The 22,636-nt window shown below is 52.1% G+C and carries 18 protein-coding genes and 1 pseudogene; 7 read left to right on the top strand and 12 right to left on the bottom strand.

Going from position 1 to position 22,636, the window contains the following annotated elements; all coding sequences use genetic code 11:
- Window positions 1-49 precede the first annotated feature (49 nt).
- Both FDW97_RS18820 and FDW97_RS18815 read right to left on the bottom strand, forming a co-directional pair.
- A complete protein-coding gene (locus FDW97_RS18820; RefSeq protein WP_137351463.1) occupies window positions 50-1,435 on the bottom strand; it encodes a NarK family nitrate/nitrite MFS transporter in 1,386 nt (461 codons plus the stop codon).
- Between the two features lie 210 nt (window positions 1,436-1,645).
- Entirely contained in the window at window positions 1,646-2,224 is a 579-nt protein-coding gene (locus tag FDW97_RS18815; RefSeq protein WP_085048192.1) for a TetR family transcriptional regulator, read from the bottom strand.
- Window positions 2,225-2,341: 117 nt separating this feature from the next.
- On the opposite strand from FDW97_RS18815, the gene FDW97_RS18810 reads away from it, so the two are divergent.
- Complete coding sequence (locus tag FDW97_RS18810; protein WP_137351462.1) at window positions 2,342-3,829, top strand: MFS transporter; 1,488 nt, start codon at window positions 2,342-2,344, stop codon at window positions 3,827-3,829.
- Here the strand turns inward: FDW97_RS18810 and FDW97_RS18805 are convergent, their stop codons facing one another.
- The 3 genes from FDW97_RS18805 to yddG all read right to left on the bottom strand — a co-directional run bounded on the left by FDW97_RS18805 (window position 3,830) and on the right by yddG (window position 6,775).
- The gene (locus FDW97_RS18805; protein WP_137351490.1) at window positions 3,830-4,210 is read right to left on the bottom strand and encodes a GFA family protein; all 381 of its coding nucleotides are present in this window, start codon (window positions 4,208-4,210) and stop codon (window positions 3,830-3,832) included.
- Window positions 4,211-4,353: 143 nt separating this feature from the next.
- Window positions 4,354-5,433, bottom strand: a complete 1,080-nt coding sequence (ompD, locus tag FDW97_RS18800; protein WP_038640648.1) for a porin OmpD — start codon at window positions 5,431-5,433, stop codon at window positions 4,354-4,356.
- Between the two features lie 460 nt (window positions 5,434-5,893).
- Window positions 5,894-6,775 (bottom strand): aromatic amino acid efflux DMT transporter YddG, encoded by an 882-nt coding sequence (gene yddG, locus FDW97_RS18795; protein ID WP_121529058.1) that lies wholly within the window; start codon window positions 6,773-6,775, stop codon window positions 5,894-5,896.
- Between the two features lie 286 nt (window positions 6,776-7,061).
- Here yddG and fdnG point away from each other — a divergent pair, with 286 nt between their 5' ends.
- The 4 genes and pseudogenes from fdnG to FDW97_RS18775 form a co-directional block, all read left to right on the top strand.
- Entirely contained in the window at window positions 7,062-10,109 is a 3,048-nt protein-coding gene (gene fdnG / locus FDW97_RS18790; protein ID WP_137351461.1) for a formate dehydrogenase-N subunit alpha, read from the top strand.
- Window positions 10,110-10,121: 12 nt separating this feature from the next.
- Window positions 10,122-11,006, top strand: a complete 885-nt coding sequence (gene fdnH / locus FDW97_RS18785; RefSeq protein ID WP_038640640.1) for a formate dehydrogenase N subunit beta — start codon at window positions 10,122-10,124, stop codon at window positions 11,004-11,006.
- Window positions 10,999-11,655: a formate dehydrogenase-N subunit gamma gene (fdnI, locus tag FDW97_RS18780; protein WP_038640638.1), complete on the top strand. Its 657-nt coding sequence runs from the start codon at window positions 10,999-11,001 to the stop codon at window positions 11,653-11,655. The genes fdnH and fdnI overlap by 8 nt, the downstream gene beginning before the upstream one ends.
- Window positions 11,656-11,784: 129 nt before the next feature.
- Window positions 11,785-12,385 (top strand): annotated as a pseudogene (locus FDW97_RS18775) (inorganic diphosphatase); the annotation flags it as partial.
- An 81-nt stretch (window positions 12,386-12,466) separates the two neighbouring features.
- Here the strand turns inward: FDW97_RS18775 and FDW97_RS18770 are convergent.
- A complete protein-coding gene (locus FDW97_RS18770) occupies window positions 12,467-14,182 on the bottom strand; it encodes an ABC-F family ATP-binding cassette domain-containing protein (RefSeq protein ID WP_137351460.1) in 1,716 nt (571 codons plus the stop codon).
- Between the two features lie 418 nt (window positions 14,183-14,600).
- On the opposite strand from FDW97_RS18770, the gene FDW97_RS18765 reads away from it, so the two are divergent.
- Window positions 14,601-15,503, top strand: a complete 903-nt coding sequence (locus FDW97_RS18765; RefSeq protein ID WP_137351459.1) for an endonuclease/exonuclease/phosphatase family protein — start codon at window positions 14,601-14,603, stop codon at window positions 15,501-15,503.
- A 68-nt stretch (window positions 15,504-15,571) separates the two neighbouring features.
- Here FDW97_RS18765 and maeA read toward each other — a convergent pair whose 3' ends face one another.
- Window positions 15,572-17,269: a malate dehydrogenase gene (gene maeA, locus FDW97_RS18760; protein ID WP_038640630.1), complete on the bottom strand. Its 1,698-nt coding sequence runs from the start codon at window positions 17,267-17,269 to the stop codon at window positions 15,572-15,574.
- 179 nt (window positions 17,270-17,448) lie between these two features.
- Window positions 17,449-17,589: a stationary-phase-induced ribosome-associated protein gene (sra, locus tag FDW97_RS18755; protein ID WP_038640628.1), complete on the bottom strand. Its 141-nt coding sequence runs from the start codon at window positions 17,587-17,589 to the stop codon at window positions 17,449-17,451.
- A gap of 228 nt (window positions 17,590-17,817) precedes the next feature.
- Between sra and FDW97_RS18750 the strand changes: the two genes are divergently transcribed.
- Window positions 17,818-18,249: an OsmC family protein gene (locus tag FDW97_RS18750; RefSeq protein ID WP_137351458.1), complete on the top strand. Its 432-nt coding sequence runs from the start codon at window positions 17,818-17,820 to the stop codon at window positions 18,247-18,249.
- Between the two features lie 47 nt (window positions 18,250-18,296).
- Here the strand turns inward: FDW97_RS18750 and FDW97_RS18745 are convergent, their stop codons facing one another.
- The 4 genes from FDW97_RS18745 to FDW97_RS18730 are packed head-to-tail and all read right to left on the bottom strand — an operon-like array spanning window position 18,297 to window position 22,632.
- Complete coding sequence (locus FDW97_RS18745; protein ID WP_137351457.1) at window positions 18,297-19,067, bottom strand: 3-hydroxybutyrate dehydrogenase; 771 nt, start codon at window positions 19,065-19,067, stop codon at window positions 18,297-18,299.
- 11 nt (window positions 19,068-19,078) lie between these two features.
- Complete coding sequence (locus tag FDW97_RS18740) at window positions 19,079-20,473, bottom strand: GntP family permease (RefSeq protein WP_199951110.1); 1,395 nt, start codon at window positions 20,471-20,473, stop codon at window positions 19,079-19,081.
- 43 nt (window positions 20,474-20,516) lie between these two features.
- Complete coding sequence (locus FDW97_RS18735) at window positions 20,517-21,440, bottom strand: 3-hydroxyacyl-CoA dehydrogenase family protein (protein ID WP_110498063.1); 924 nt, start codon at window positions 21,438-21,440, stop codon at window positions 20,517-20,519.
- Window positions 21,430-22,632 carry an acetyl-CoA C-acetyltransferase gene (locus FDW97_RS18730; RefSeq protein ID WP_110498064.1) on the bottom strand — a complete coding sequence of 401 codons (1,203 nt, stop codon included), beginning with the start codon at window positions 22,630-22,632 and terminating at the stop codon, window positions 21,430-21,432. The genes FDW97_RS18735 and FDW97_RS18730 overlap by 11 nt, the downstream gene beginning before the upstream one ends.
- Between the last annotated feature and the right edge of the window lie 4 nt (window positions 22,633-22,636).

Raw genomic sequence — 22,636 nt, 5'->3', positions numbered from 1 at the left:
ATCGCACACCAGGCCTGCCTGAATGTCCGATCCAGCGGTATCCATTTCGTTATTTTTTTTGTGATTTACGGCCATAGACCAGCCAGGTCACCAGCACACAGACGATGTAAAACACCAAAAATATTTTCATAGCCCCCACCGGAGAGCCGGTTAGCGCTAGGGATGAACCAAACGCTTTAGGAATGAAGAAGCCGCCCACAGCGCCAATGGCAGAGATGAATCCAAGCGCGGCGGCGGTGTCGGTTACCGCTTCACGCTGCGCCTGTTCCTCTGTACCACCGCGCAGTTTCACCCGGTAAATCGTGATTTTGCGAAAGATCACCGCAATCATCTGGAAGGTCGACCCGCTTCCCAGACCCGCGGTCAGGAACAGCCCCATAAACACCAGATAGAAGGCGACAAAGTTTCCTTCACCGGACCCCGGCAGAGTAAGAAACAGCAGGGCGCTGAACAGTGCCATAAAGATGAAGTTAATTAACGTGACGCGTACACCGCCGAACTTGTCAGAGATAACGCCGCCCGCCGATCGCGCAAGCGCGCCGATGAAGGGGCCGAAGAACGCCAGTTGCAGAATATTCACGTCAGGAAATTGCGTTTTCGCCAGCATGGCAAAGCCCGCCGAAAAGCCGATAAATGACCCGAATGTCGCAAGATACAGCAGGCTTAACAGCCACAAGTGAAAACGCTTGAGGACCGGTAACTGGGAAGCAATAGAAGCCTTCGAACTGGCAATATCATTCATTCCCATACCTGCCGCCAGGGTGGCTATTAGCAGAAGTGGAACCCAAATCCATGCGGCATTGGCCAGCGACAATAACGAGCCATCAGCTTGCGGTACGCCCTGGACGCCCAAAAAGGTAAATATGGGCAGAAAAATCACCAGCGGCGCGATCAACTGCATCACGCTGACGCCGAGGTTGCCAAGACCGCCGTTAACGCCCAGCGCGCTGCCTTGCTTTGCTTTGGGGAAGAAAAAACTAATATTGCCCATGCTGGAGGCAAAGTTAGCGCCAGCAAAACCGCACATCAGCGCAATAATAATAAATACTCCAAACGGAGTAGCGGTATTTTGCACGGCAAATCCCAGCCAGACGCAGGGAATAACCAGAATAATCGTGCTAAAAATGGTCCAACGGCGACCGCCAAATATAGGTACCATAAAGGAGTAGGGAACGCGCAATATTGCACCAGAAAGGGAGGGTAATGCCGTTAATAAAAACAGTTGATCGGTGGTGAAATTAAAACCAATTTTATTCAGATTGACGGCTACGGCGCTAAACAGCATCCAGACGCAGAAGGCAAGCAAAAGGCAACTTACTGATATCAAAAGATTTCTACGGGCAATGTGCTTGCCTTTGTTTTCCCAAAAGGCAGGGTTTTCTGGTTTCCAGTCAGTCAAAAGATAACGATTATTTTTCTCATTTGATGATGACATATTATTCTCCATGCACATGCCGTTCATGAAACAGAAATAAACGCATACAGGCCGCGCGGCTTCTTTTAGAAACTATTGAAAGGTTTTGGGAATATTGACTGAAAGAATAGATAAAAAAGCGCAATAACGCGGGATAAGGGGAGAATTACAGGTTGGTTAAGTGTTACTAATTGTAAACTTAAATGATGTATTGTTTGTTCATCTATAACATCAACTAAATAACTCAAGCGTAATCATACGATCCAGGTGGTGCTCGAAAGCGGGATCGGCCATTTCCTCTATGCCCAACACATACATACCATCCAGGCCGCAGACCACTGCGATTAAACGCCATGCGACATCGGCGGCATCTGGGGTGGATAAAAACTCACCGGCTTTCTGTCCCTGAGTGATGATGTTAGCCGTTTCCTCATGCCACATCCGCATGGTCAGCAGATAGGCGCTTTTGATCTCAGGATCTTTATCTGCCAGCACCTGTGCTTCACGCCACAGCCTGATATGGGGTTCGAACCCGCCATCTTCGCTGCCCAGCATGGCATGCAGCCGTTCCCGAAAACTGGCGTTTTCGCTGACCAGTTCAGCATCAAGCAGGGTACGGATCAGGCGCACAAAAGCCTGAGACTTGAGTTCACCGGCAGAGGAAAAGTGATGATGCACCTGACCCGTCGCCACATGAGCTTCCGCCGCTATACGTCGTACGGTCATGGCAGTAAACCCTTCTTCCAGCGCAACGCGCATCGCCGCTTGCAGAATCACTTCCCGACGTTCATCCCGGTTCAGATAGCTCATCATTCCTCCTGTATCTCAATAGCACGCAGTCTAACAAAAAGTTGGACATACGTTCAATTTTCCGTAGGATCGCTAAAGCTGGACATGTGTCCAGTTTCGGTTTTGTTAGGGAGTTTTATGTTTCGTCAGTGGTTAACGTTAGTCATTATTGTACTGGTCTACATCCCTGTTGCGATTGATGCAACGGTGCTGCACGTTGCCGCGCCCACGCTGAGTATGACGCTGGGTGCCAGTGGTAACGAGCTGCTGTGGATTATTGATATTTATTCGCTGGTCATGGCTGGCATGGTGTTGCCAATGGGGGCATTGGGCGATCGCATCGGTTTTAAACGTCTGCTGCTGTTGGGCGGGGGGTTATTTGGCCTGGCATCGCTGGCCGCTGCGTTTGCCCACAGCGCCAGTTGGCTGATTGCCACGCGGGCGGTATTAGCGATCGGGGCGGCGATGATTGTTCCGGCTACGCTCGCGGGTATTCGCGCCACCTTTGCCGAACAGCGTCATCGCAATATGGCGCTCGGCGTCTGGGCCGCTGTCGGTTCCGGCGGCGCGGCGTTTGGGCCATTAGTAGGCGGCATACTGCTGGAGCACTTCTATTGGGGATCCGTGTTCTTAATCAATGTGCCTATTGTTGTGGTGGTAATGGCATTGACGGCTCGTTTCGTGCCACGCCAGGCTGGACGTCGCGATCAATCGTTAAATTTCGGTCATGCGATAATGCTGATTGTCGCTATTCTGCTGCTGGTCTATAGCGCCAAAACCGCCCTGAAAGGTCATATCGCGACCACTGCCATCGTGCTGACATTGTTAGCCGGAGCTGTGCTGTTGGGGCAGTTTGTCCGTATCCAGCTTGCAGCTTCGCGGCCAATGATTGATATGCGGCTGTTCACGCATCGCATTATCTTAAGTGGCGTAGTAATGGCGATGACCGCGATGATTACGCTGGTTGGTTTCGAATTGCTGATGGCTCAGGAGCTCCAGTTTGTGCACGGTTTGACGCCGTATCAGGCCGGTCTGTTTATGCTGCCGGTGATGCTGGCAAGTGGTTTCAGCGGCCCCATTGCCGGCATGTTGGTGTCACGTCTGGGATTACGTTGTGTGGCAACGGCGGGCATGGCGCTCAGCGCCGTCAGTTTTTACGGTCTGGCGATGACGGATTTCAGTACGCAGCAAATACAAGCGTGGATATTGATGGCCTTGCTCGGATTCAGCGCGGCAAGTGCGCTTTTGGCCTCAACTGCGGCAATCATGGCAGCAGCCCCGGCAGAAAAAGCGGCAGCGGCTGGCGCCATTGAGACGATGGCTTATGAACTTGGCGCCGGGCTTGGCATCGCTATCTTTGGCTTACTGTTGAGCCGTAGCTTTTCTGCCTCGATTCTGCCACCTGCCGGACTTAATCCGCAGGAGATAGAGCGCGCCTCATCATCAATGGGCGAAGCGGTGCAACTTGCGCATTCGCTCCCGTCGTCGCTGAGTGAGGCATTGCTGGCGGCTGCCAGAGAAGCCTTTACCTGGTCACATAGCGTGGCCTTAAGCAGCGCTGGCAGTATGCTTATCGTATTAGCGATAGGGATGTGGTTCAGTCTGGCAAAGCTACAGCATCAATAACTAGTGGGCTAAATGACAGGGGTAATCCATCTCTTCGACTTCTTTTCCACTCAAGCGAGCGTATTGCCCCGTCAGTCTCCAGAATGCAGGTTGAGTTTCCGTATAGATCTCTGCCGCTAACACCAGGCGGCGGCGATCTACCTCGTTAAGTTCCAGTAGCGTCCACGGCACAAAATAGCGTTCGCTACCCGTCAGGGTAAACCACAGCGGGCACCCACAGCCGGAACAGAAGAAACGTTCACCACGATTTGAAGAAGGAAAGTGTGAGGGTTGGGCTGAATTCGGCGACATCTGCGGATGAGCGCTGGCCTCCAGATACATAGCGATGCCACCCGACCATTTCTGACACAACGTACAGTGGCAGGCATAGACATCCAGCATTTCGACGTCAACGGTAAAATGACTCTGTCCGCAAAGACAACGACCAGTGAACGTCTGCACGGCATACTCCTTATGACCGAGACTACATCAAGAGAAAAAGCCAGCCCCGAAAGGACTGGCTTTGTATTCAGACTACAACAAAATTAGAACTGGTAGTTCAGACCAACAGCCACGATGTTGTCAGTGCTTACACCTGCATAGCGGGTGAAGTTGTTGTCATCCAGCAGGTTGATTTTGTAATCAACGAAGGTAGACATGTTTTTGTTGAAGTAGTAGGTAGCACCCAGGTCTACGTATTCAACCAGATCCTGGTCGCCGAAATAACCCAGATCTTTACCTTTGGATTTCAGGTAAGCAACGGACGGACGCAGGCCGAAGTCGAACTGGTACTGAGCAACAGCTTCAAAGTTCTGAGCTTTGTTAGCAATACCGTCGATTTTACCGAACGTAGTCATGTTGCGGGTTTCGGAGTAGGTGGTCGCCAGGTAGATGTTATTCGCATCATATTTCAGACCAGCAGCCCATACTTCTGCATTTTGACCAGATGCGTACAGACCGTTGTTACCGTTACGAACCTGACGGTCGGTACGGTCAGATTTCGCGTAGGTCGCACCAACGCCAAAACCTTCGTACTCATAAGTAGTAGACAGACCGAAACCGTCGCCGTTTGCTTCTACTTCATTGTTACGATCGTTTTTGCCCTGATACTGAGCAGCGAAGTTCAGACCTTCAACCAGACCGAAGAAATCGGTGTTACGGTAGGTTGCAACGCCGGTAGCACGCTGGGTCATGAATACGTCAGTCTGGGTCCAGGTATCGCCACCGAACTCTGGCAGAACGTCGGTCCATGCGCCGATGTCGTAAGCTACGCCGTAGTTACGACCGTAGTCGAAAGAACCGTATTCAGCGAATTTCAGGCCAGCGAATGCCAGACGGGTTTTGTCTGCTTCGGAACCCTGATCTTCAGAACGGTTGCCTTTGAATTCATATTCCCACTGACCAAAACCAACCAGTTGGTCATTGATCTGAGTTTCGCCTTTGAAGCCCAGACGTGCGTAGGTTTTGTCGCCATCGCTGCTGGTGTCATCAGAGAAATAATGCTGAGCGTGAACTTTACCGTAGATATCCAGTTTGTTTGCGTCTTTGTTATATACCTCAGCCGCGTTTACTGCACCTGCCGCCAACAGGCTAGTCACTGCCACTGCAACTAATTTAAGTTTCATTCTAAATAATCCTTATAATTTTTTCTTGGTGTGTTTCCTAAACCATTGCTAAACGAAGGGGTTCATCAATGGCAAACCATTTTTAAATGACGCAGTGGTATAAGTTCAATAATAAGTTTCATAATATTGCGAAATATTTGAAGTTGTGTGATCCAGATCTACATAATACAGCTGATTGTATTAATCTTAATATGTGACAAATCTGATGAGATATATTTACGCAGGGAACTATTATGGCAGCTATGATTTAAATGGCGTTAGTTTCGCTTGTATAATATATACATGCGGAGGGTTATAGATAAACATGAAATACTTTCACGCGTTAACTAATAATCACATATTTAACATTTAATTAAACAAATATAAACAAAAAACACAAGTGCAATGCGCAATAATTATCCATCAGCCTGGCTAAAGTATAGCCGGATTTTATTTATTTGTGATAAAACCCGGTTTTTTTTCAGGCGCGGCGCGTTGCCAACCAGCAAAGTAGCGAGCCAGCGCAAACCATCAGCGCACCTTGCCAGAAAGAAAGTGATAGCGGGGCGCTGAGTAGCACGGCGGCAAGCGCGGAGGACAGTACGGGAGTAAAATAAGAACCCACCGCCATAATGGTGACATTACCGTGCAAAATACCAATATTCCACGCAGCATAGGCAAATCCTAACGTTAATGCTGCAGTGAACATTTTAATCGTCACCGGAGTGCTGAAAACCATTTCCGGCTGAGGGGTGACAAAATAGTAAACCCACAGACTTGCGGCTGTCAGTAAGACGAACACCGTGATGCCGTTAAAGCCTTTTGCATATTTATTGGTCACTGTGCAATATGTGGCCCAGATAAAAGCCCCCAGAAAGGCGAGAAAATAACTGAGCGGACTACTGGCAACATTGCTGATAATTTCGCCAGGATTGAGGCCATTTTCACCACCTAATACCCAACAAACACCGGTCAATGCGATAATTAATCCAGGAATGACCAGCCAGGTTGATTTTTGACCATTAAATAATATGGCGAACAATATCGTCAGGCTTGGCCAGAGATAATTTACCATCCCGACTTCAATAGCCTGATGACGGGTAGCGGCATAACCCAGGGCCAGTGCTAAACAAATTTCATAGCTAACAAAAAGCACGCTACCGGCGATTAAATAGCGAACAGGAATTTTTCTGATATTTGGAAATCCGACAGTAAATATGAGCAACAGGCCGCTTAAAGAAAAAATCATCGCTGCGCCGCCAGCAGGTCCCAGTCCCTCACTCACTCCCCGAATAAGTCCAACCATCGTGCTCCAGAGTACGATGGCAATCAGACCAATTAACGTTGCTTTTTGTTTTGTCATTCTGTTTCTCTGTCCATACCACTGGCAAAAAATAAGCTGAAATTTATAGCACTTTTACACCGTAGCACGCTAATTAATTACCTTTTGCATACCTCCTTATGGGTACAAGGGTTAAACAAAGTGCACTATTTAGTAGCGGAACCGTTTCGTTTTTGATTTGACGCAAAAAAAATATGGATATAGCTGATAGTTTCGTCGCGAAGTTGTACATGTCATCTTTCAGGCTGCCTCGATTACGCACTTTGAGAGATTTCTTGTACGAATCCCTGCAAAAAAGAGGAAAGCAATGGACGTCAGCCGCAGACAATTTTTTAAAATCTGCGCGGGCGGTATGGCGGGAACAACAGTAGCCGCTCTGGGTTTTGCACCCAAAATGGCACTGGCTCAGGCGCGAAACTATAAGTTATTACGCGCCAAAGAGATCCGAAACACCTGCACATACTGTTCCGTAGGTTGCGGGCTATTAATGTATAGCCTGGGTGATGGAGCAAAAAACGCCAAAGAGTCGATTTACCATATTGAAGGGGATCCGGATCATCCGGTGAGCCGGGGGGCATTATGTCCTAAGGGCGCAGGATTACTGGATTACGTACACAGTGAAAACCGTCTGCGTTACCCGGAATATCGAGCTCCTGGTTCCGACAAATGGCAGCGTATCAGCTGGGATGAAGCTTTCTCCCGCATCGCGAAGCTGATGAAAACTGACCGTGACGCCAACTTTATTGAGAAAAATGAGCAGGGCGTAACGGTTAACCGCTGGCTTTCCACCGGGATGCTGTGCGCATCTGCAGCAAGTAATGAAACCGGCATGCTGACGCAAAAATTTGTGCGCTCACTCGGCATGCTGGCAGTAGACAACCAGGCGCGCGTCTGACACGGACCAACGGTAGCAAGTCTTGCTCCAACATTTGGTCGCGGTGCGATGACCAACCACTGGGTTGATATTAAAAATGCTAACGTCGTGATGGTGATGGGCGGTAACGCCGCTGAAGCACATCCGGTGGGATTCCGCTGGGCGATGGAAGCTAAAAACAACAATGACGCCACGCTGATTGTTGTTGACCCACGTTTTACACGTACAGCCTCGGTGGCGGATATTTACGCACCGATTCGTTCCGGCACGGACATTACGTTCCTGTCCGGCGTTTTGCTGTACCTGATTGAAAATAACAAAATCAACGCTGAATACGTTAAGCATTACACCAACGCCAGCCTGCTGGTGCGGGATGATTTTGCTTTCGAAGAGGGTCTGTTCAGCGGGTATGACGCGAAAAAACGTCAGTATGATAAATCGTCCTGGAACTATCAGTTCGATGAAAACGGCTACGCCAAACGCGATGAAACATTAAGTCATCCGCGCTGCGTGTGGAACCTGCTGAAACAGCATGTATCCCGTTACACGCCAGATGTGGTGGAAAATATCTGCGGTACGCCAAAAGAGGACTTCCTGAAAGTCTGCGAAGTGCTGGCTTCCACCAGCGCGGTCGATCGCACAACCACCTTCCTGTATGCGCTGGGCTGGACGCAGCATACCGTCGGGGCGCAAAACATCCGCACCATGGCGATGATCCAGCTGCTGCTCGGCAATATGGGGATGGCCGGTGGTGGTGTCAACGCCTTGCGCGGTCACTCCAACATTCAGGGGTTAACCGACTTAGGACTGCTCTCTACCAGTCTGCCGGGCTACCTGACGCTGCCGTCAGAAAAACAGACAGATCTGCAAACCTATCTGGCCGCGAACACGCCAAAAGCGACGTTGGCCGATCAGGTTAACTACTGGGGCAACTATCCGAAGTTTTTCGTTAGCCTGATGAAATCTTTCTACGGCAATGCGGCGCAGAAAGAGAATGACTGGGGCTTTGAGTGGCTGCCGAAGTGGGATCAGTCCTACGACGTCATCAAATACTTCAATATGATGGATAGCGGAAAAGTCACCGGCTACATCTGTCAGGGCTTTAACCCGGTTGCGTCCTTCCCGGACAAAAACAAAGTGGTGCAGTCCCTGAGCAAACTGAAGTATCTGGTCGTTATCGATCCGCTGGTGACAGAAACCTCAACGTTCTGGCAAAACCACGGCGAATCGAACGACGTTGATCCGGCATCTATCCAGACCGAAGTCTTCCGTTTGCCGTCAACTTGCTTTGCGGAAGAGGATGGCTCAATCGCCAACTCCGGTCGCTGGCTGCAGTGGCACTGGAAAGGTCAGGACGCGCCGGGCGAAGCCCGTAACGATGGCGAAATTCTGGCCGGCATTTACCACCGTCTGCGCGACATGTACCGCACTGAAGGCGGTAAAGCAGTTGAACCCGTGCTGAAAATGAGTTGGAACTATAAGCAGCCGGACGAACCGCATTCAGAGGAAGTGGCGAAAGAGAACAACGGCTATGCGCTGGAAGATCTCTATGATGCCAACGGTGTGCTGATTGCGAAGAAAGGCCAGTTGCTCAATAGCTTTGCGCTGCTGCGTGATGATGGCACAACCTCATCTTCCTGCTGGATTTATACCGGGAGCTGGACCGAGCAGGGCAACCAGATGGCCAACCGCGATAACGCCGACCCGTCAGGGCTGGGTAATACGCTGGGTTGGGCATGGGCATGGCCACTGAACCGTCGCGTTCTGTATAACCGCGCGTCGGCGGATCCGCAGGGTAAACCGTGGGATCCAAAACGCATGCTGATCCAGTGGAACGGTACGAAGTGGACGGGGAACGACATCCCGGACTTCAACACCGCGGCGCCTGGCAGCGGCACCAATCCGTTTATCATGCAGCCGGAAGGTCTGGGTCGTCTGTTCGCCATTGATAAGATGGCGGAAGGGCCGTTCCCGGAACACTACGAGCCAATGGAAACGCCGCTGGGTACCAACCCGCTGCACCCGAACGTAATCTCCAACCCGGCAGCCCGTCTGTACGAGGCGGATAAGCTACGCATGGGAACCAAACAGGACTTCCCGTACGTTGGGACGACTTATCGTCTGACCGAACACTTCCATACCTGGACCAAGCACGCATTGCTGAATGCGATTGCTCAACCAGAACAGTTTGTAGAAATCAGCGAAACGCTGGCGGCAGCGAAAGGTATCAATAACGGCGATCGCGTGAAAGTCAGCAGCAAGCGTGGATTTATTCGCGCAGTTGCGGTGGTTACGCGTCGTCTGCGTACCCTGAACGTCAACGGTCAGCAGGTTGAAACGGTTGGGATCCCGATCCACTGGGGCTTTGAAGGAGTCGCGCGTAAAGGCTATATCGCCAACACCCTGACGCCGAATGTCGGTGATGCAAACTCGCAAACGCCGGAATACAAAGCGTTTTTAGTAAACATCGAGAAGGCGTAAGGGGGCGAATATATGTCTATGGAAACGCAGGACATCATCAAACGGTCCGCAACAAACTCCATCACGCCGCCGCCTCAGGCCCGTGATTACAAAGCAGAGGTCGCGAAACTGATCGATGTGTCCACCTGTATAGGCTGTAAGGCCTGCCAGGTGGCATGTTCAGAGTGGAACGATATCCGCGATGAAGTCGGTCATTGCGTCGGGGTGTATGACAACCCCGCCGATCTCAGCGCCAAATCCTGGACGGTGATGCGATTTAGCGAAACCGAACAGAACGGCAAGCTTGAGTGGCTAATTCGTAAAGACGGCTGTATGCACTGTGAAGATCCGGGCTGCCTGAAGGCGTGCCCGTCTGCCGGGGCGATTATTCAGTACGCCAACGGGATTGTCGATTTCCAGTCAGAGCACTGCATTGGCTGCGGCTACTGTATTGCCGGGTGTCCATTTAATATTCCGCGCCTCAATAAAGAGGATAACCGCGTGTATAAATGTACGCTGTGTGTGGACCGCGTCAGCGTCGGGCAGGAGCCTGCCTGCGTCAAGACCTGTCCAACAGGGGCAATACATTTCGGCACCAAGCAGGAAATGCTGGAAATGGGCGAACAGCGGGTGGCCAAACTGAAAGCTCGCGGTTTCGAACACGCCGGACTCTACAACCCGGAAGGTGTGGGGGGGACGCATGTGATGTACGTTCTGCATCATGCCAACCAGCCGGAGCTGTACCACGGCCTGCCGAAAGATCCGCAGATTGATACCTCTATCAATCTGTGGAAAGGGGCGCTGAAACCGCTGGCCGCAGCCGGATTTATCGCCACCTTCGCCGGACTTATTTACCACTACGTTGGTATTGGTCCGAATAAGGAAGTGGACGACGACGAGGAGGATCATCATGAGTAAGTCGAAAATGATTGTGCGCACGAAGTTTATCGACCGCGCCTGTCACTGGACGGTGGTGATCTGCTTCTTCCTGGTGGCGCTGTCGGGGATTTCATTTTTCTTCCCGACTCTGCAATGGCTGACGCAGACTTTCGGTACGCCGCAGATGGGGCGTATTTTGCACCCGTTCTTCGGGCTGCTGATCTTCGTGGCGTTAATGTTCATGTTTGTACGCTTTGTTCACCACAACATCCCGGACAAAAAAGATATTCCGTGGCTGAAAAACATTGTGGAAGTGCTGAAAGGCAATGAACATAAAGTGGCGGATGTGGGCAAGTACAACGCCGGACAGAAAATGATGTTCTGGTCGATCATGAGCATGATTTTCGTGCTGCTGATTACCGGCATTATTATCTGGCGTCCGTACTTTGCGCAGTTCTTCCCGATGCAGGTCGTGCGTTATAGCCTGCTGATCCATGCGGCGGCAGGCATTATCCTGATGCACGCCATCCTCATCCATATGTATATGGCATTCTGGGTGAAAGGCTCTATTAAAGGCATGATCGAAGGGAAAGTGAGCCGTCGCTGGGCGAAGAAACATCACCCGCGCTGGTATCGCGAAGTCGAAAGACAAGAAGCGAAAAAAGAGAGCGAGGAAGGGGTTAACTAATCCCTGACGTTACCTCCACGTAATGGCGCTACATCGGTAGCGCCATTTTTTTGCCAAAAAAACGTCATGTTTCTGTCATCTGCTCAACGTAAGGTGTTGTCTTTTCAATAATAGAAGAGTTAAAAGACAATGCATCTGGTAAAAAAATTACTCGCAGTCAGCGTGTTTCTTTGTGCGTCCGCTCAGGCGCAGAACATCCTCGAATTTCCTCAGCCGGAAAATAACCCGGAAGAGTTTTATGCCGTAACTGAAATCCCGGCAGGTGGAATGATTAAATATGAAACCGACGCCAAAACCGGTTTTATCGTTGCCGATCGCTTCCAGTCAATGCCGGTTGCCTATCCCGCCAACTACGGCTCGTTGACTCAATCTTTAGCCGGTGACGGCGACCCGCTGGACGTCATTTTTTATACCCGTGCGCCACTGGCCCCAGGAACATTGATTAAGCTGCGCGCGATTGGCGTGCTGAAGATGATCGACGGCGGAGAAAAGGACGACAAAATTGTCGCCGTTCCGGCCAGTAAAATTGACCCGACTTATGATGACATCAAAGAGTTGAGCGATCTGCCCAAGATTGAAGTGCAACGCCTGGAATCTTTCTTCCGCGTGTACAAAGATCTGCCGGAAGGGCGCAAAAAGGTAGAATTAAACGGTTTCAACGACGCCGCTACGGCAAAGCAAGAGATCAAACAGGCCTGGGATGCCTGGAAAGAGAAAAAACCGCAGTAATACATGGCATGCCGGATGACGGGCCTACAGGCGCATTTTGCTGATGTAGGCCGGATAAGCTTGCGCCATCCGGCAATGCGGTTTACTCCAGTATTGAGTTCAGACGCGCAATCTCCTGACGCCATTGCGCTTGTAACAGCGGTTTTTGATGTTTCGGCTTACGAGCGAGATCGTCGGCCAGCCGCTGCTCCAGTTCGAGAAGTTGTTCCAGTAACGCATCACTGTCGCGGCTTATTTCATTTCTCGCTTCAACCACCGTTTTCGGGACGGGTATCTCAGCAGATGTTTCCCGAATTCGCGCGTTGATCGCGTCCAGATCGTGCCATTCGCTGAGTTCGCCGTTCTCAATAAACCAGAACCGGTTACAGCTTTTGCTGATAAGTTGGCGATCGTGACTGACCAGCAGCACGCCGCCGTGATAGCTTTGCAGCGTTTCTGCCAGCGCCTCTTTGCCTTCCATATCCAGATGGTTGGTCGGTTCATCGAGCATCAGCAGGCTATAACGCGCAAGCGTCAGTCCCACAAACAATAACCGGGAGCGCTCGCCACCGCTTAATGTACTGACCCGCTGCGCGTGACGAACCCATGGAAAGCCCGCGCTAATCAGCGCCATTTTGCGGATATCAGGCTGAGGAGCGAACGCTTCCAGCGCGTCAAACAGCGAGTCGTCATCAGCGAGTTGGTGCAGCGTTTGATCGTAATACCCCAGCGTAACGCGCGGATGTAACACCAATGAAGGCGATGCCAGCTGTGAGTGAAACTGTTGCCAGATAAGCCTTAACAGCGATGATTTCCCACACCCATTGCGCCCGACAATCGCCACGCGATCGCCGCTTTTTACGCGGATACCGGCTATCGAAAACAGCGAATCTGCGCCAGGAGCAGGGGCCACGGACAGATGAGTCATCTCCAGCAAACGATCCGCACGCAGGGCATCACCCTGCAATGTTAGTGTCCACTGACTTCCCGAGGTTACTTCGGTCTGTACCTCTTTCAGGCGCAGCACCTGTTTTTCCATCTGCTTGGCTTTACGGGAAAGGTCTTCGTTGTCGTAGACCCGCCCCCAGGTCGCCAGCCGTTTGGCGCTGGCGGTGACGCGATCGATCTCCTTTTGTTCAGCCTTATGGCGCAAAGCATCGCTGGCGTCTCTGTCTACCAGAGCCTGACGCGCCGCGCTACAGGGTAGATCGAAGGCATACAGGGTGCGATCGCGCAGGATCCAGGTCCCGTGAGTCACGGCATCCAGTAACTGCGGGTCGTGGGAAACCACCACAAAACTACCAGACCAGTTCTGTAAGAACTGTTCCAGCCACAGTAATGTAGGCAAATCCAGGTGGTTACCCGGTTCATCCAGCAGTAGCAGGTCAGGATTTCGCATCAGCGCCCGCGCTAATAACAGACGCGTGTGTTGTCCGCCGCTCAGCGTTTGTGCTGTCAGAGATAAATTCTCCGGCGTGAAACCCATTTCGGCCAGCAACGCTTCAACTCGCCATTGCTGGCTCGCGCGTTCATGCTCGGGAAGTTGAGCAAGCACCGCCTCTTGCAACGTAAGCGGCAGTATATCGTCAGGTAAATGTTGCTCCACACGTGCGAGATGACAGTGATTCGCCTGCGCGATAGACCCGCTGGTGGGTGAAATCGTGCCATCAAGCAGTTTTAACAGCGTACTTTTGCCGCAGCCGTTGTAACCGATAAGCCCGATGCGGTCACCTTTTTTCAGGGTGAAGGAAAGATCGTCGAATAGCGTGCCAAATGCCGTATCAACGTGTAAGGATTGTGCGGTTAGTAATGTGCTCATTGTTGCTTACTCAAGAGTTACAGGCGTAAAAACGCCTCGTCAAACATCGCTGACGATAACCCGGTAAGCCCGAGAGAAGGGGATTGAGAAGTTAGCTTCGCTCAAGCAGAAGTTATCGCAGCACGATACCGATAACGCTTGAGCACTGGCGATCGCCAAAAGCATGTGAAACGATAAAACGTTCACAGTACAGCATAAGTATCCTCCTTTTGTTTTTCAGAATGTTAATCGGTGATGAAAGTGTAATCGCAACATACGCGGTAGCGCAAGCTTTGAACGCCCAGCAGATCACAAGACAAATAAATCAGGCAAAAGTTAATTTTCGTCGCGTCGAAAGCATGAGTTAAGGATCACAATAACGATCGCTGTTCTCCGGTACGCTGTCGCTCACTATTTTATTATTTGGAGAATAGATGACATGAAAAAAACAATGACATTGACGATGATTGCGCTGGGATGTTTATTTGCAAATGCACAAGCAAGTGAAAAACTCGCTGGTAATGAGATACTTAAAGTGCAAAAGGGTGGTGTTCCTGACAAAATTTACACGCAGAATAACCCGCATTTAAAGATTGCCACCTATAACATTGGTAAAAATGAAGCATCTGCTGATGTGGCGGATTTTACGGCACTTAATTCAGCTATTAAAAGAATAGATGCAGATATTATAGCAGTGCCAGAGGTTGATAATAAAACAGGGCGCAGTCAAAAGATCGATCAACTCAAAAAAATCGCTGATGCCAATAAACTGTATTACGCCTTTGGTAAAGCGCTCGATTTTGATGGCGGTGAGTACGGGTTAGGACTGCTTTCCAAATATAAAATATTGCACACGCAGGTGGTAAAATTACCGTCGGGTAATGCTGAACAACGCGTGGCGTTACTGGCGCAGGTTGACGTGCCTGGGTTTGATTCTGCCCCCATCATTATGGTGACCCATCTCGACTGGCAAAAAGATCCTACCATGCGTACGGAACAAGCCCGCTATCTTTTAGATATCAGCATTGGCGACGCGACATCAGATTTCCCGGATATCGCCTCCTCAATTAAAATCCTTGCAGGGGACTTTAATTCGACCCGGGACGAGCAGCCGCTGAAAGAAATACGTTACTTTTTCAACGAAGTGACGAAAGAAGGGGTTGATACCCGCAGTTGGCCAGCCGTTAACCCTGCGATCGATATAGACCATATTTTCACGTTTAAAGGGCAGAAGTGGAGCGTCAAAAATCTGGAAATTCCACATAACTCACCCGAATTTACGTGGTCTACGGCGAGCGATCACCTGCCGGTTATCGCTGAGCTGGAACTTTCAGAACAGTAATCTACATACTGTATTTCGTTCATCGAACGCTTAAAATTGCCCGGCAGACTCTGCTGCCGGGCAAACCGTCAAATAGACGTTCGACGGTAGTCGCGATATTCCGCCTGCCAGAAATTATCGTCAATCGCCTGTTGCAGCGCTTCGGCGGACGTTTTCACAGCCACGCCTTGCTGCTGGGCCATTTTACCCACGGCAAAAGCAATCGCACGGGAAACTGTCTGAATGTCTTTCAGTTCCGGTAACACCAGTCCTTCGCCGTTCAGCACCAGCGGTGAATACTGCGCCAGTGTTTCACTGGCCGACATCAGCATTTCATCGGTAATGCGCGATGCGCCGGAAGCAATAACACCCAGCCCGATACCCGGGAAAATATAGGCGTTGTTACACTGGGCAATCGGGAAGACTTTTTCCTTCCACACTACCGGCGCGAACGGACTACCGGTCGCAACCAGCGCGTTACCTTCGGTCCAGGCGATAATATCCTGTGGCGTAGCTTCCACGCGTGAAGTCGGGTTAGACAGCGGCATGACGATGGGGCGCGAACAATGCTTGTGCATTTCGCGGATGATCTCTTCGGTAAACAGGCCGGTCTGTCCGGAAACACCAATCAGGATATCCGGCTTAACGTTACGCACCACGTCGAGTAACGACAGCACATCCTCTTGCGTATCCCAGTGCTGCAGATTTTCGCGTTTTTGCACCAGCTTGGTCTGGAAGGAGAGCAGGTTCGGCATTTTGTCGGTTAACAGGCCGAAGCGATCGACCATAAACACGCGCTGACGCGCCGCTTCCTCGCTTAAACCTTCACGCTGGATTTGCGCGATGATCTGCTCGGCAATCCCGCAACCGGCTGAGCCCGCTCCAAGGAACACGATATTCTGTTCACTTAACTGGCTACCCGCCGCGCGGCTGGCGGCAATGAGCGTACCAACGGTAACCGCTGCGGTGCCCTGAATATCGTCGTTAAACGAGCAAATTTCATCGCGATAGCGGTTCAGCAACGGCATCGCATTTTTCTGCGCGAAGTCTTCGAACTGCAGCAGCACGTCCGGCCAACGATGCTTCACAGCCTGAATGAATTCATCGACAAATTCGTAGTATTCATCATCAGTGATACGCGGATTACGCCAGCCCATATACAGCGGATCGTTCAGCAGTTGCTGATTGTTGGTACCGACGTCCAGGACGACCGGCAGGGTGTAGGCCGGACTAATTCCGCCACACGCGGTATACAGCGACAGCTTACCGATCGGAATACCCATCCCGCCGATCCCCTGGTCGCCAAGGCCCAGAATACGTTCACCGTCGGTGACGACGATGACTTTGATATTGTGGTTAGGTACGTTCTGCAGGATATCGTCCATATTGTGGCGGTTCTGATAAGAGATAAACACGCCGCGCGCGCGACGATAGATCTCAGAGAAACGCTCACAGGCAGCACCTACCGTTGGGGTATAGATAACCGGCATCATCTCATCAAGGTGATTATGCACCAGTCGGTAAAACAGGGTTTCGTTGGTGTCCTGAATGTTACGCAGGTAAATATGCTTGTCGATTTCGGTTTTGAATCCCTGATATTGGATCCAGGCGCGTTCAGCCTGTTCTTCAATCGTCTCGACCACTTCCGGCAGTAACCCCAGCAGGTTGAAGTTACGGCGTTCTTCGACACTGAAAGCGCTCCCTTTATTCAGTAAAGGGAATTCCAGCAGTACCGGGCCAGCGTAGGGGATGTAAAGGGAACGCAGTTTTTTAGTTTCGTTTTCCATGTCACTCACTCTTTTTTGAATAACCGTCCCTGGCGTTCTTTATGATCGTATGTGGCCTGTCCGCCAGGGAAACGGGCGAAGTATAAAGCATTGTGAATGGGGTATGGGGTTTTATAAGCAAAAACACCACTGCGGTTGCAATGGTGTTTATCTCGTTATTCAGTCAGACCTGCGAAAGACTATTTGCCGTCAGCGCGGCGTTTTCTTCCGGTAGGATTGTTGACCACACTGGTTTTGTCACCTTCGGTCACGACTTTACGTTGGTTTGAGATTTTGTGGTCCAGTCCAAGAATATGACGGGCCTGACGGTTCGATTTCATTCTAACTCCTTAATCCTGTTTCTGGTTTCAAGGGCGAGCCCGTATAACAACGGACGAAATACAACCTGATAGAAAGCCGATGTTTAAAATAACGGCTTTCAGGATGGTCGGTCATTTTGTCTGAAAGGTCAATGCTTAAGCGGTAAATGCAGAACTATCCCGGATGGATCATGCATTTTCTCAGGCGTCCTATACTTGTAACTTCAACGACAACACAGGAGAACGGTAATGACTATCCATAAGAAGGGTCAGGCACACTGGGAAGGCGACATTAAACGCGGTAAAGGTACCGTATCGACCGAAAGTGGCGTGCTGAATCAGCAACCGTATGGGTTTAATACGCGGTTCGAAGGGGTAAAAGGCACCAATCCTGAAGAGTTGATTGGCGCGGCCCATGCCGCCTGCTTCTCAATGGCGCTTTCGTTAATGCTGGGCGATGCGGGCTTTACGCCAGACGCCATTGATACCACTGCCGATGTTTCTCTGGATAAGGTGGATGCGGGATTTGCGATAACCAAAGTAACGCTGCACAGTGAGGTAAGCGTTCCGGGGATAGACGCCGCCACGTTTGACGGCATCATCCAGAAAGCGAAGGCCGGCTGCCCAGTTTCGCAGGTACTGAACGCGGAAATTACACTGGATTATCAGCTGAAGTCTTAATCGTGGCGTGCCGGATGCGACTACGTCTTATCCGGCACCCGATGATGTTATTGCGCCACCCAGCCGCCATCCATATTCCACGCAACGCCTCGTACCTGCGCCGCACCGTCTGAACATAAAAACAACGCGAGTTCCCCTAACTGCTCCGGCGTGACGAATTCGCGCGACGGTTGCTTTTCCGCCAGCAGGGCGTCACGTGCGACGTCAGGCGCAGCGCCTTCGGCAATACGTTTATCAATCTGCTGCTGGACCAACGGTGTGAGCACCCAACCGGGGCATAGCGCATTGCAGGTGATGCCGGTCTGCGCGGTTTCCAGCGCAATGGTCTTGGTTAATCCCACCACGCCGTGCTTGGCTGCCACGTACGCGGATTTCTCTTTAGAAGCCACCAGGCCGTGAACCGAGGCGATATTAATGATGCGTCCCCAGTTCCGTGCGCGCATGTCTGGCAGCGCCAGTCGCGTAGTGTGAAAAACGGATGAGAGGTTAATAGCAATAATTGCGTTCCATTTTTCAACCGGGAAGGTTTCTACCGGAGACACATGCTGGATCCCGGCGTTGTTGACCAGGATATCCACACCGCCAAATTCGCTTGCGGCATAGCGCATCATGTCAGCAATTTGCGCTTCATCGCTCAGGTCCGCGCCGTGGTAGCCTGGCGTTTTGCCATACTGCGCCACGGCATCTTTGGCGGCTTCGACATCACCAAACCCGTTGAGGATCAACGAAGCGCCCGCTTGTGCCAGCACCTGAGCGATGCCTAATCCAATACCGCTGGTCGAGCCGGTAACCAGGGCGGTTTTTCCCGTTAAGTTCATGATGATTCTCCTTAAACAATTCCGGTGGTGTAGAAGACGCCGATAACAAACAGCACGGCCAGGCTTTTGATCACGGTGATGGCGAAAATCCCGCCGTACGCCTGACGATGGCTGAGGCCGGTAATAGCCAGCAGGGTAATGACCGCGCCGTTGTGCGGCAGGGTATCCATGCCGCCACTGGCCATTGACGCCACGCGGTGGAAGACTTCGAGTGGAATATTGGCGGCATGGGCAGCGGCAATAAAAGTGTCAGACATGGCGGCGAGGGCAATACTCATTCCGCCAGACGCCGAGCCGGTGATCCCGGCCAGCGTGGTGATGCTGATGGCTTCGTTAAGAAGCGGGTCGGGGATCGCCGCCAGCGCTTTTGACAACACAAGGAAACCCGGCAGGGCAGCGATCACCGCACCAAAACCATACTCCGACGCGGTGTTCATGGCCGCGAGGATCGCGCCGCCAACCGCCGTTCTGCTGCCTTCCGCCAGGCGACCTTTAATGTTGCGATAGCCGAACAGCACCACCAGCAGGATCCCTGAAATCAGCGCCGCTTCCACCGCCCAGATAGCGGTAATTTTACCGACTTCGGTGGTAATCGGTTTGGCAAGGCCTGGCAGTTCCAGTTGATGTGTTGCGCCATACCACTGTGGAATCCAGCGGGTAAACAGCAGGTTAAATACCCCAACCAGAATCAGCGGAGAGATAGCGATTATCGGGTTCGGCAGGTTAATGTTATCCGGCGTTTCCGGCTCGTTTAACAGTTCAGTGCCATAGCCTTCATTCTTTGCCTGCGCTTTACGACGCTGACGTTCGAGATAAACCAGACCGACGAAAATAATAAACAGCGAGCCTATCAGCCCCAGCCACGGCGCGGCCCAGGCGTTAGTCCCAAAGAAGCTGGTCGGAATAATATTCTGGATCTGCGGCGTGCCCGGCAAGGCGTCCATCGTGAAGGAAAACGCGCCCAGCGCAACGGTGGCCGGGATCAGGCGCTTAGGAATATTACTCTGGCGGAACAGCTCCGCCGCAAAGGGATACACCGCAAACGCCACGACGAACAGCGATACCCCGCCGTAGGTTAACAGCGCGCACACCAGTACGATCACCGGGATGGCGTGACGCCGCCCGAGAATATTGATGGCGGCGGCAACAATAGAGCGGGAAAAACCAGACAACTCGATTAACTTGCCAAACACCGCACCCAGCAAAAATACCGGGAAGTAAAGCTTCACAAAACCGACCATTTTTTCCATAAACAGGCCGGTGAAGGCAGGGCCGACGGCGCTGGGTTCGGTAAGCAATACAGCACCTAATGCCGCGATGGGGGCAAACAGGATGACGCTGTATCCGCGATAGGCTGCAAGCATCAGCAGGCCCAGCGCTGCCAGGGCGATTAATACACTCATCATGACTCCTCAATATCATTGTTATAGTGGGGTACAGAAAGAGAAGTTACGGTTTCAGGGCAAAGCGCAGCTGGTGCTCTCTGCGTTGCTGGATGTACTCCTTGCGCGAATCATCCCAGCGATAAAATCCCTGGCCGCTGCGCAAACCAGTATCACCGTTGGCAACCTTGTCAGCGACCAGCGACATCATGTCGCTACCGGTGGCGAGCGTGGGTAACAGATGCTGACAAATGTCCTGTACCGTAGAAAGACCCGTCATATCAGCCGCCTCCAGCGGGCCAACCATGGCATAGCGTCGTCCGAGCGAGGCACGCATTACCTGATCCACTACCTCCGCGCTGGCGATACCGCTTTTAACGATATGCAACGCTTCACGCAGCAGGGCGAATTGCAGACGGTTGCCGACAAACCCTGGCGCGGCGCGATCGAGTACGACCGCTTCCAGCTGCATCGACAGCAGTAGTTGTTGTAATTCATGGAGATATTCCGCCTTCGTTGCCGTCCCCGGCACAATTTCAACCAGCGGAATAAAGTGTGGCGGGTTCCAGAAATGGGCAATCAGCAACCGCTCAGGATGGGCAAGCTTTTCTGCCAGGGCATCGGGTGGCAGTCCGCTGGTATTACTGGCGATCACCGCCTCCGGTGCGATCAGCTCTTCCAGTTGCGCATACAGCGCATGTTTAAGTTCGAGGCGTTCCGGGATGGCTTCAATCAGCAATCCGCACGCGGCAATATCCTGTAGCGACGTCGTACCGTGTAGACGGTTCATAACCGATGCTTTTTCGCTTAGAGCAAATTGTTCAGTAGCAATAAGCTCATCCACAATACCGCTGGCAATATGGCTAATTTCCGCAATTCGGCTGCTATCGGTGTCGTACAACCAGATATCGTGACCAAAGCGGGCAAAGTGGGTGGCAATGCCGACGCCCATTAAACCCGCGCCCAGTACGCAAATTTGCTTATTTTTCATGAGATCCCCCCGGACGCTCTACTGCCAGCGCGACACCCTGACCGCCGCCTACGCACAGCGTGGCCAACCCTTTGGCGGCGTTGCTGCGGGCCATTTCATGCAGCAGGGTCACCAGAATCCGGCACCCGGAGGCACCAATCGGATGACCCAGCGCGATCGCGCCGCCATTGACGTTAACTTTGCTGCTGTCCCAGTTCAGTGATTCGCCAACCGCCAGCGCTTGTGCGGCAAACGCTTCGTTGGCTTCAATGAGATCAACATCGTTCAGCGCCCAGCCTGCCCGTTGTAGACACTGAAGTGACGCATCTACTGGCCCAATACCCATAATGGCCGGATCGACGCCGGAGACCGCGTAGCCCGCAACCCGTCCCAGAACCGGCAAATTGAGTTCTGCGGCTTTGGCGGCGCTCATTAGCATCACCGCCGCGGCGCCATCATTGATTGAAGAAGCATTCCCGGCGGTCACCGTGCCGTTTCCTGGCCGAAACGCTGGCTTGAGCTGCGCCAGCTTATCAGCCTGAGTATCCGGGCGCGGCTGTTCGTCGCGGTCCACAACACGCGGCGGTTTTTTCCCCTGCGGAACGCTGACCGGGGTAATCTCCGCACTAAAACGACCGGCTTCAATCGCGGCAGCTGCTTTTTGCTGGGAGTGCAGAGCAAATGCATCCTGTTGCTCACGACTGATAGCGAACTTATCCGCCAGATTCTCCGCGGTAATGCCCATGTGATAGTCGTTGAAGGCGTCCCATAAACCGTCATGCACTACGCTGTCTTTCAGGCTGGCATGACCCAGGCGCAGACCGGCCCGCGCGCCGTCGAGGAAATAGGGCGCATTGCTCATGCTCTCCTGCCCACCGGCAATCACAATTTGCGCATCACCGCAGCGAATCGCCTGTACCGCCTGATGCACCGCCTTCAGGCCCGAGCCGCACACCAGATTAATGGTTAGCGCTGGCGTAGTGACCGGTAAGCCCGCGCGTAACGCCGTCTGTCTGGCCGGATTTTGACCACTGCCCGTCGTGAGCACCTGACCCAAAATCACTTCATCAATTTGCTCAGGCGCCACGGCCGTTTTTTCCAGCAGGGAACGGATGACCACCGAACCGAGTTCAACCGCCGAAAGCGGCGCCAGCGCGCCATGAAAACTGCCAATCGGGGTGCGCGTTGCCGCGACAATAACAACATCCTGCATGGTC

Origin of the sequence: Citrobacter sp. wls708, assembly GCF_005281255.1 — a bacterium.
GTDB classification, from domain to species: domain Bacteria; phylum Pseudomonadota; class Gammaproteobacteria; order Enterobacterales; family Enterobacteriaceae; genus Citrobacter; species Citrobacter werkmanii.
The sequence above is the reverse complement of the archived record's forward strand: the minus strand, read 5'-3'. Positions and strand labels throughout refer to the sequence as shown.

Bases quoted from the DNA above. Each gene is read 5' to 3' on its own strand.
- FDW97_RS18820 (WP_137351463.1), bottom strand. From the start codon at position 1,435: ATGTCATCATCAAATGAGAAAAATAATCGTTATCTTTTGACTGACTGG.
- FDW97_RS18815 (WP_085048192.1), bottom strand. From the start codon at position 2,224: ATGAGCTATCTGAACCGGGATGAACGTCGGGAAGTGATTCTGCAAGCG.
- FDW97_RS18810 (WP_137351462.1), top strand. From the start codon at position 2,342: ATGTTTCGTCAGTGGTTAACGTTAGTCATTATTGTACTGGTCTACATC.
- FDW97_RS18805 (WP_137351490.1), bottom strand. From the start codon at position 4,210: ATGCTGGATGTCTATGCCTGCCACTGTACGTTGTGTCAGAAATGGTCG.
- ompD (WP_038640648.1), bottom strand. From the start codon at position 5,433: ATGAAACTTAAATTAGTTGCAGTGGCAGTGACTAGCCTGTTGGCGGCA.
- yddG (WP_121529058.1), bottom strand. From the start codon at position 6,775: ATGACAAAACAAAAAGCAACGTTAATTGGTCTGATTGCCATCGTACTC.
- fdnH (WP_038640640.1), top strand. From the start codon at position 10,122: ATGTCTATGGAAACGCAGGACATCATCAAACGGTCCGCAACAAACTCC.
- fdnI (WP_038640638.1), top strand. From the start codon at position 10,999: ATGAGTAAGTCGAAAATGATTGTGCGCACGAAGTTTATCGACCGCGCC.
- FDW97_RS18770 (WP_137351460.1), bottom strand. From the start codon at position 14,182: ATGAGCACATTACTAACCGCACAATCCTTACACGTTGATACGGCATTT.
- FDW97_RS18765 (WP_137351459.1), top strand. From the start codon at position 14,601: ATGAAAAAAACAATGACATTGACGATGATTGCGCTGGGATGTTTATTT.
- maeA (WP_038640630.1), bottom strand. From the start codon at position 17,269: ATGGAAAACGAAACTAAAAAACTGCGTTCCCTTTACATCCCCTACGCT.
- sra (WP_038640628.1), bottom strand. From the start codon at position 17,589: ATGAAATCGAACCGTCAGGCCCGTCATATTCTTGGACTGGACCACAAA.
- FDW97_RS18750 (WP_137351458.1), top strand. From the start codon at position 17,818: ATGACTATCCATAAGAAGGGTCAGGCACACTGGGAAGGCGACATTAAA.
- FDW97_RS18745 (WP_137351457.1), bottom strand. From the start codon at position 19,067: ATGAACTTAACGGGAAAAACCGCCCTGGTTACCGGCTCGACCAGCGGT.
- FDW97_RS18740 (WP_199951110.1), bottom strand. From the start codon at position 20,473: ATGATGAGTGTATTAATCGCCCTGGCAGCGCTGGGCCTGCTGATGCTT.
- FDW97_RS18735 (WP_110498063.1), bottom strand. From the start codon at position 21,440: ATGAAAAATAAGCAAATTTGCGTACTGGGCGCGGGTTTAATGGGCGTC.
- FDW97_RS18730 (WP_110498064.1), bottom strand. From the start codon at position 22,632: ATGCAGGATGTTGTTATTGTCGCGGCAACGCGCACCCCGATTGGCAGT.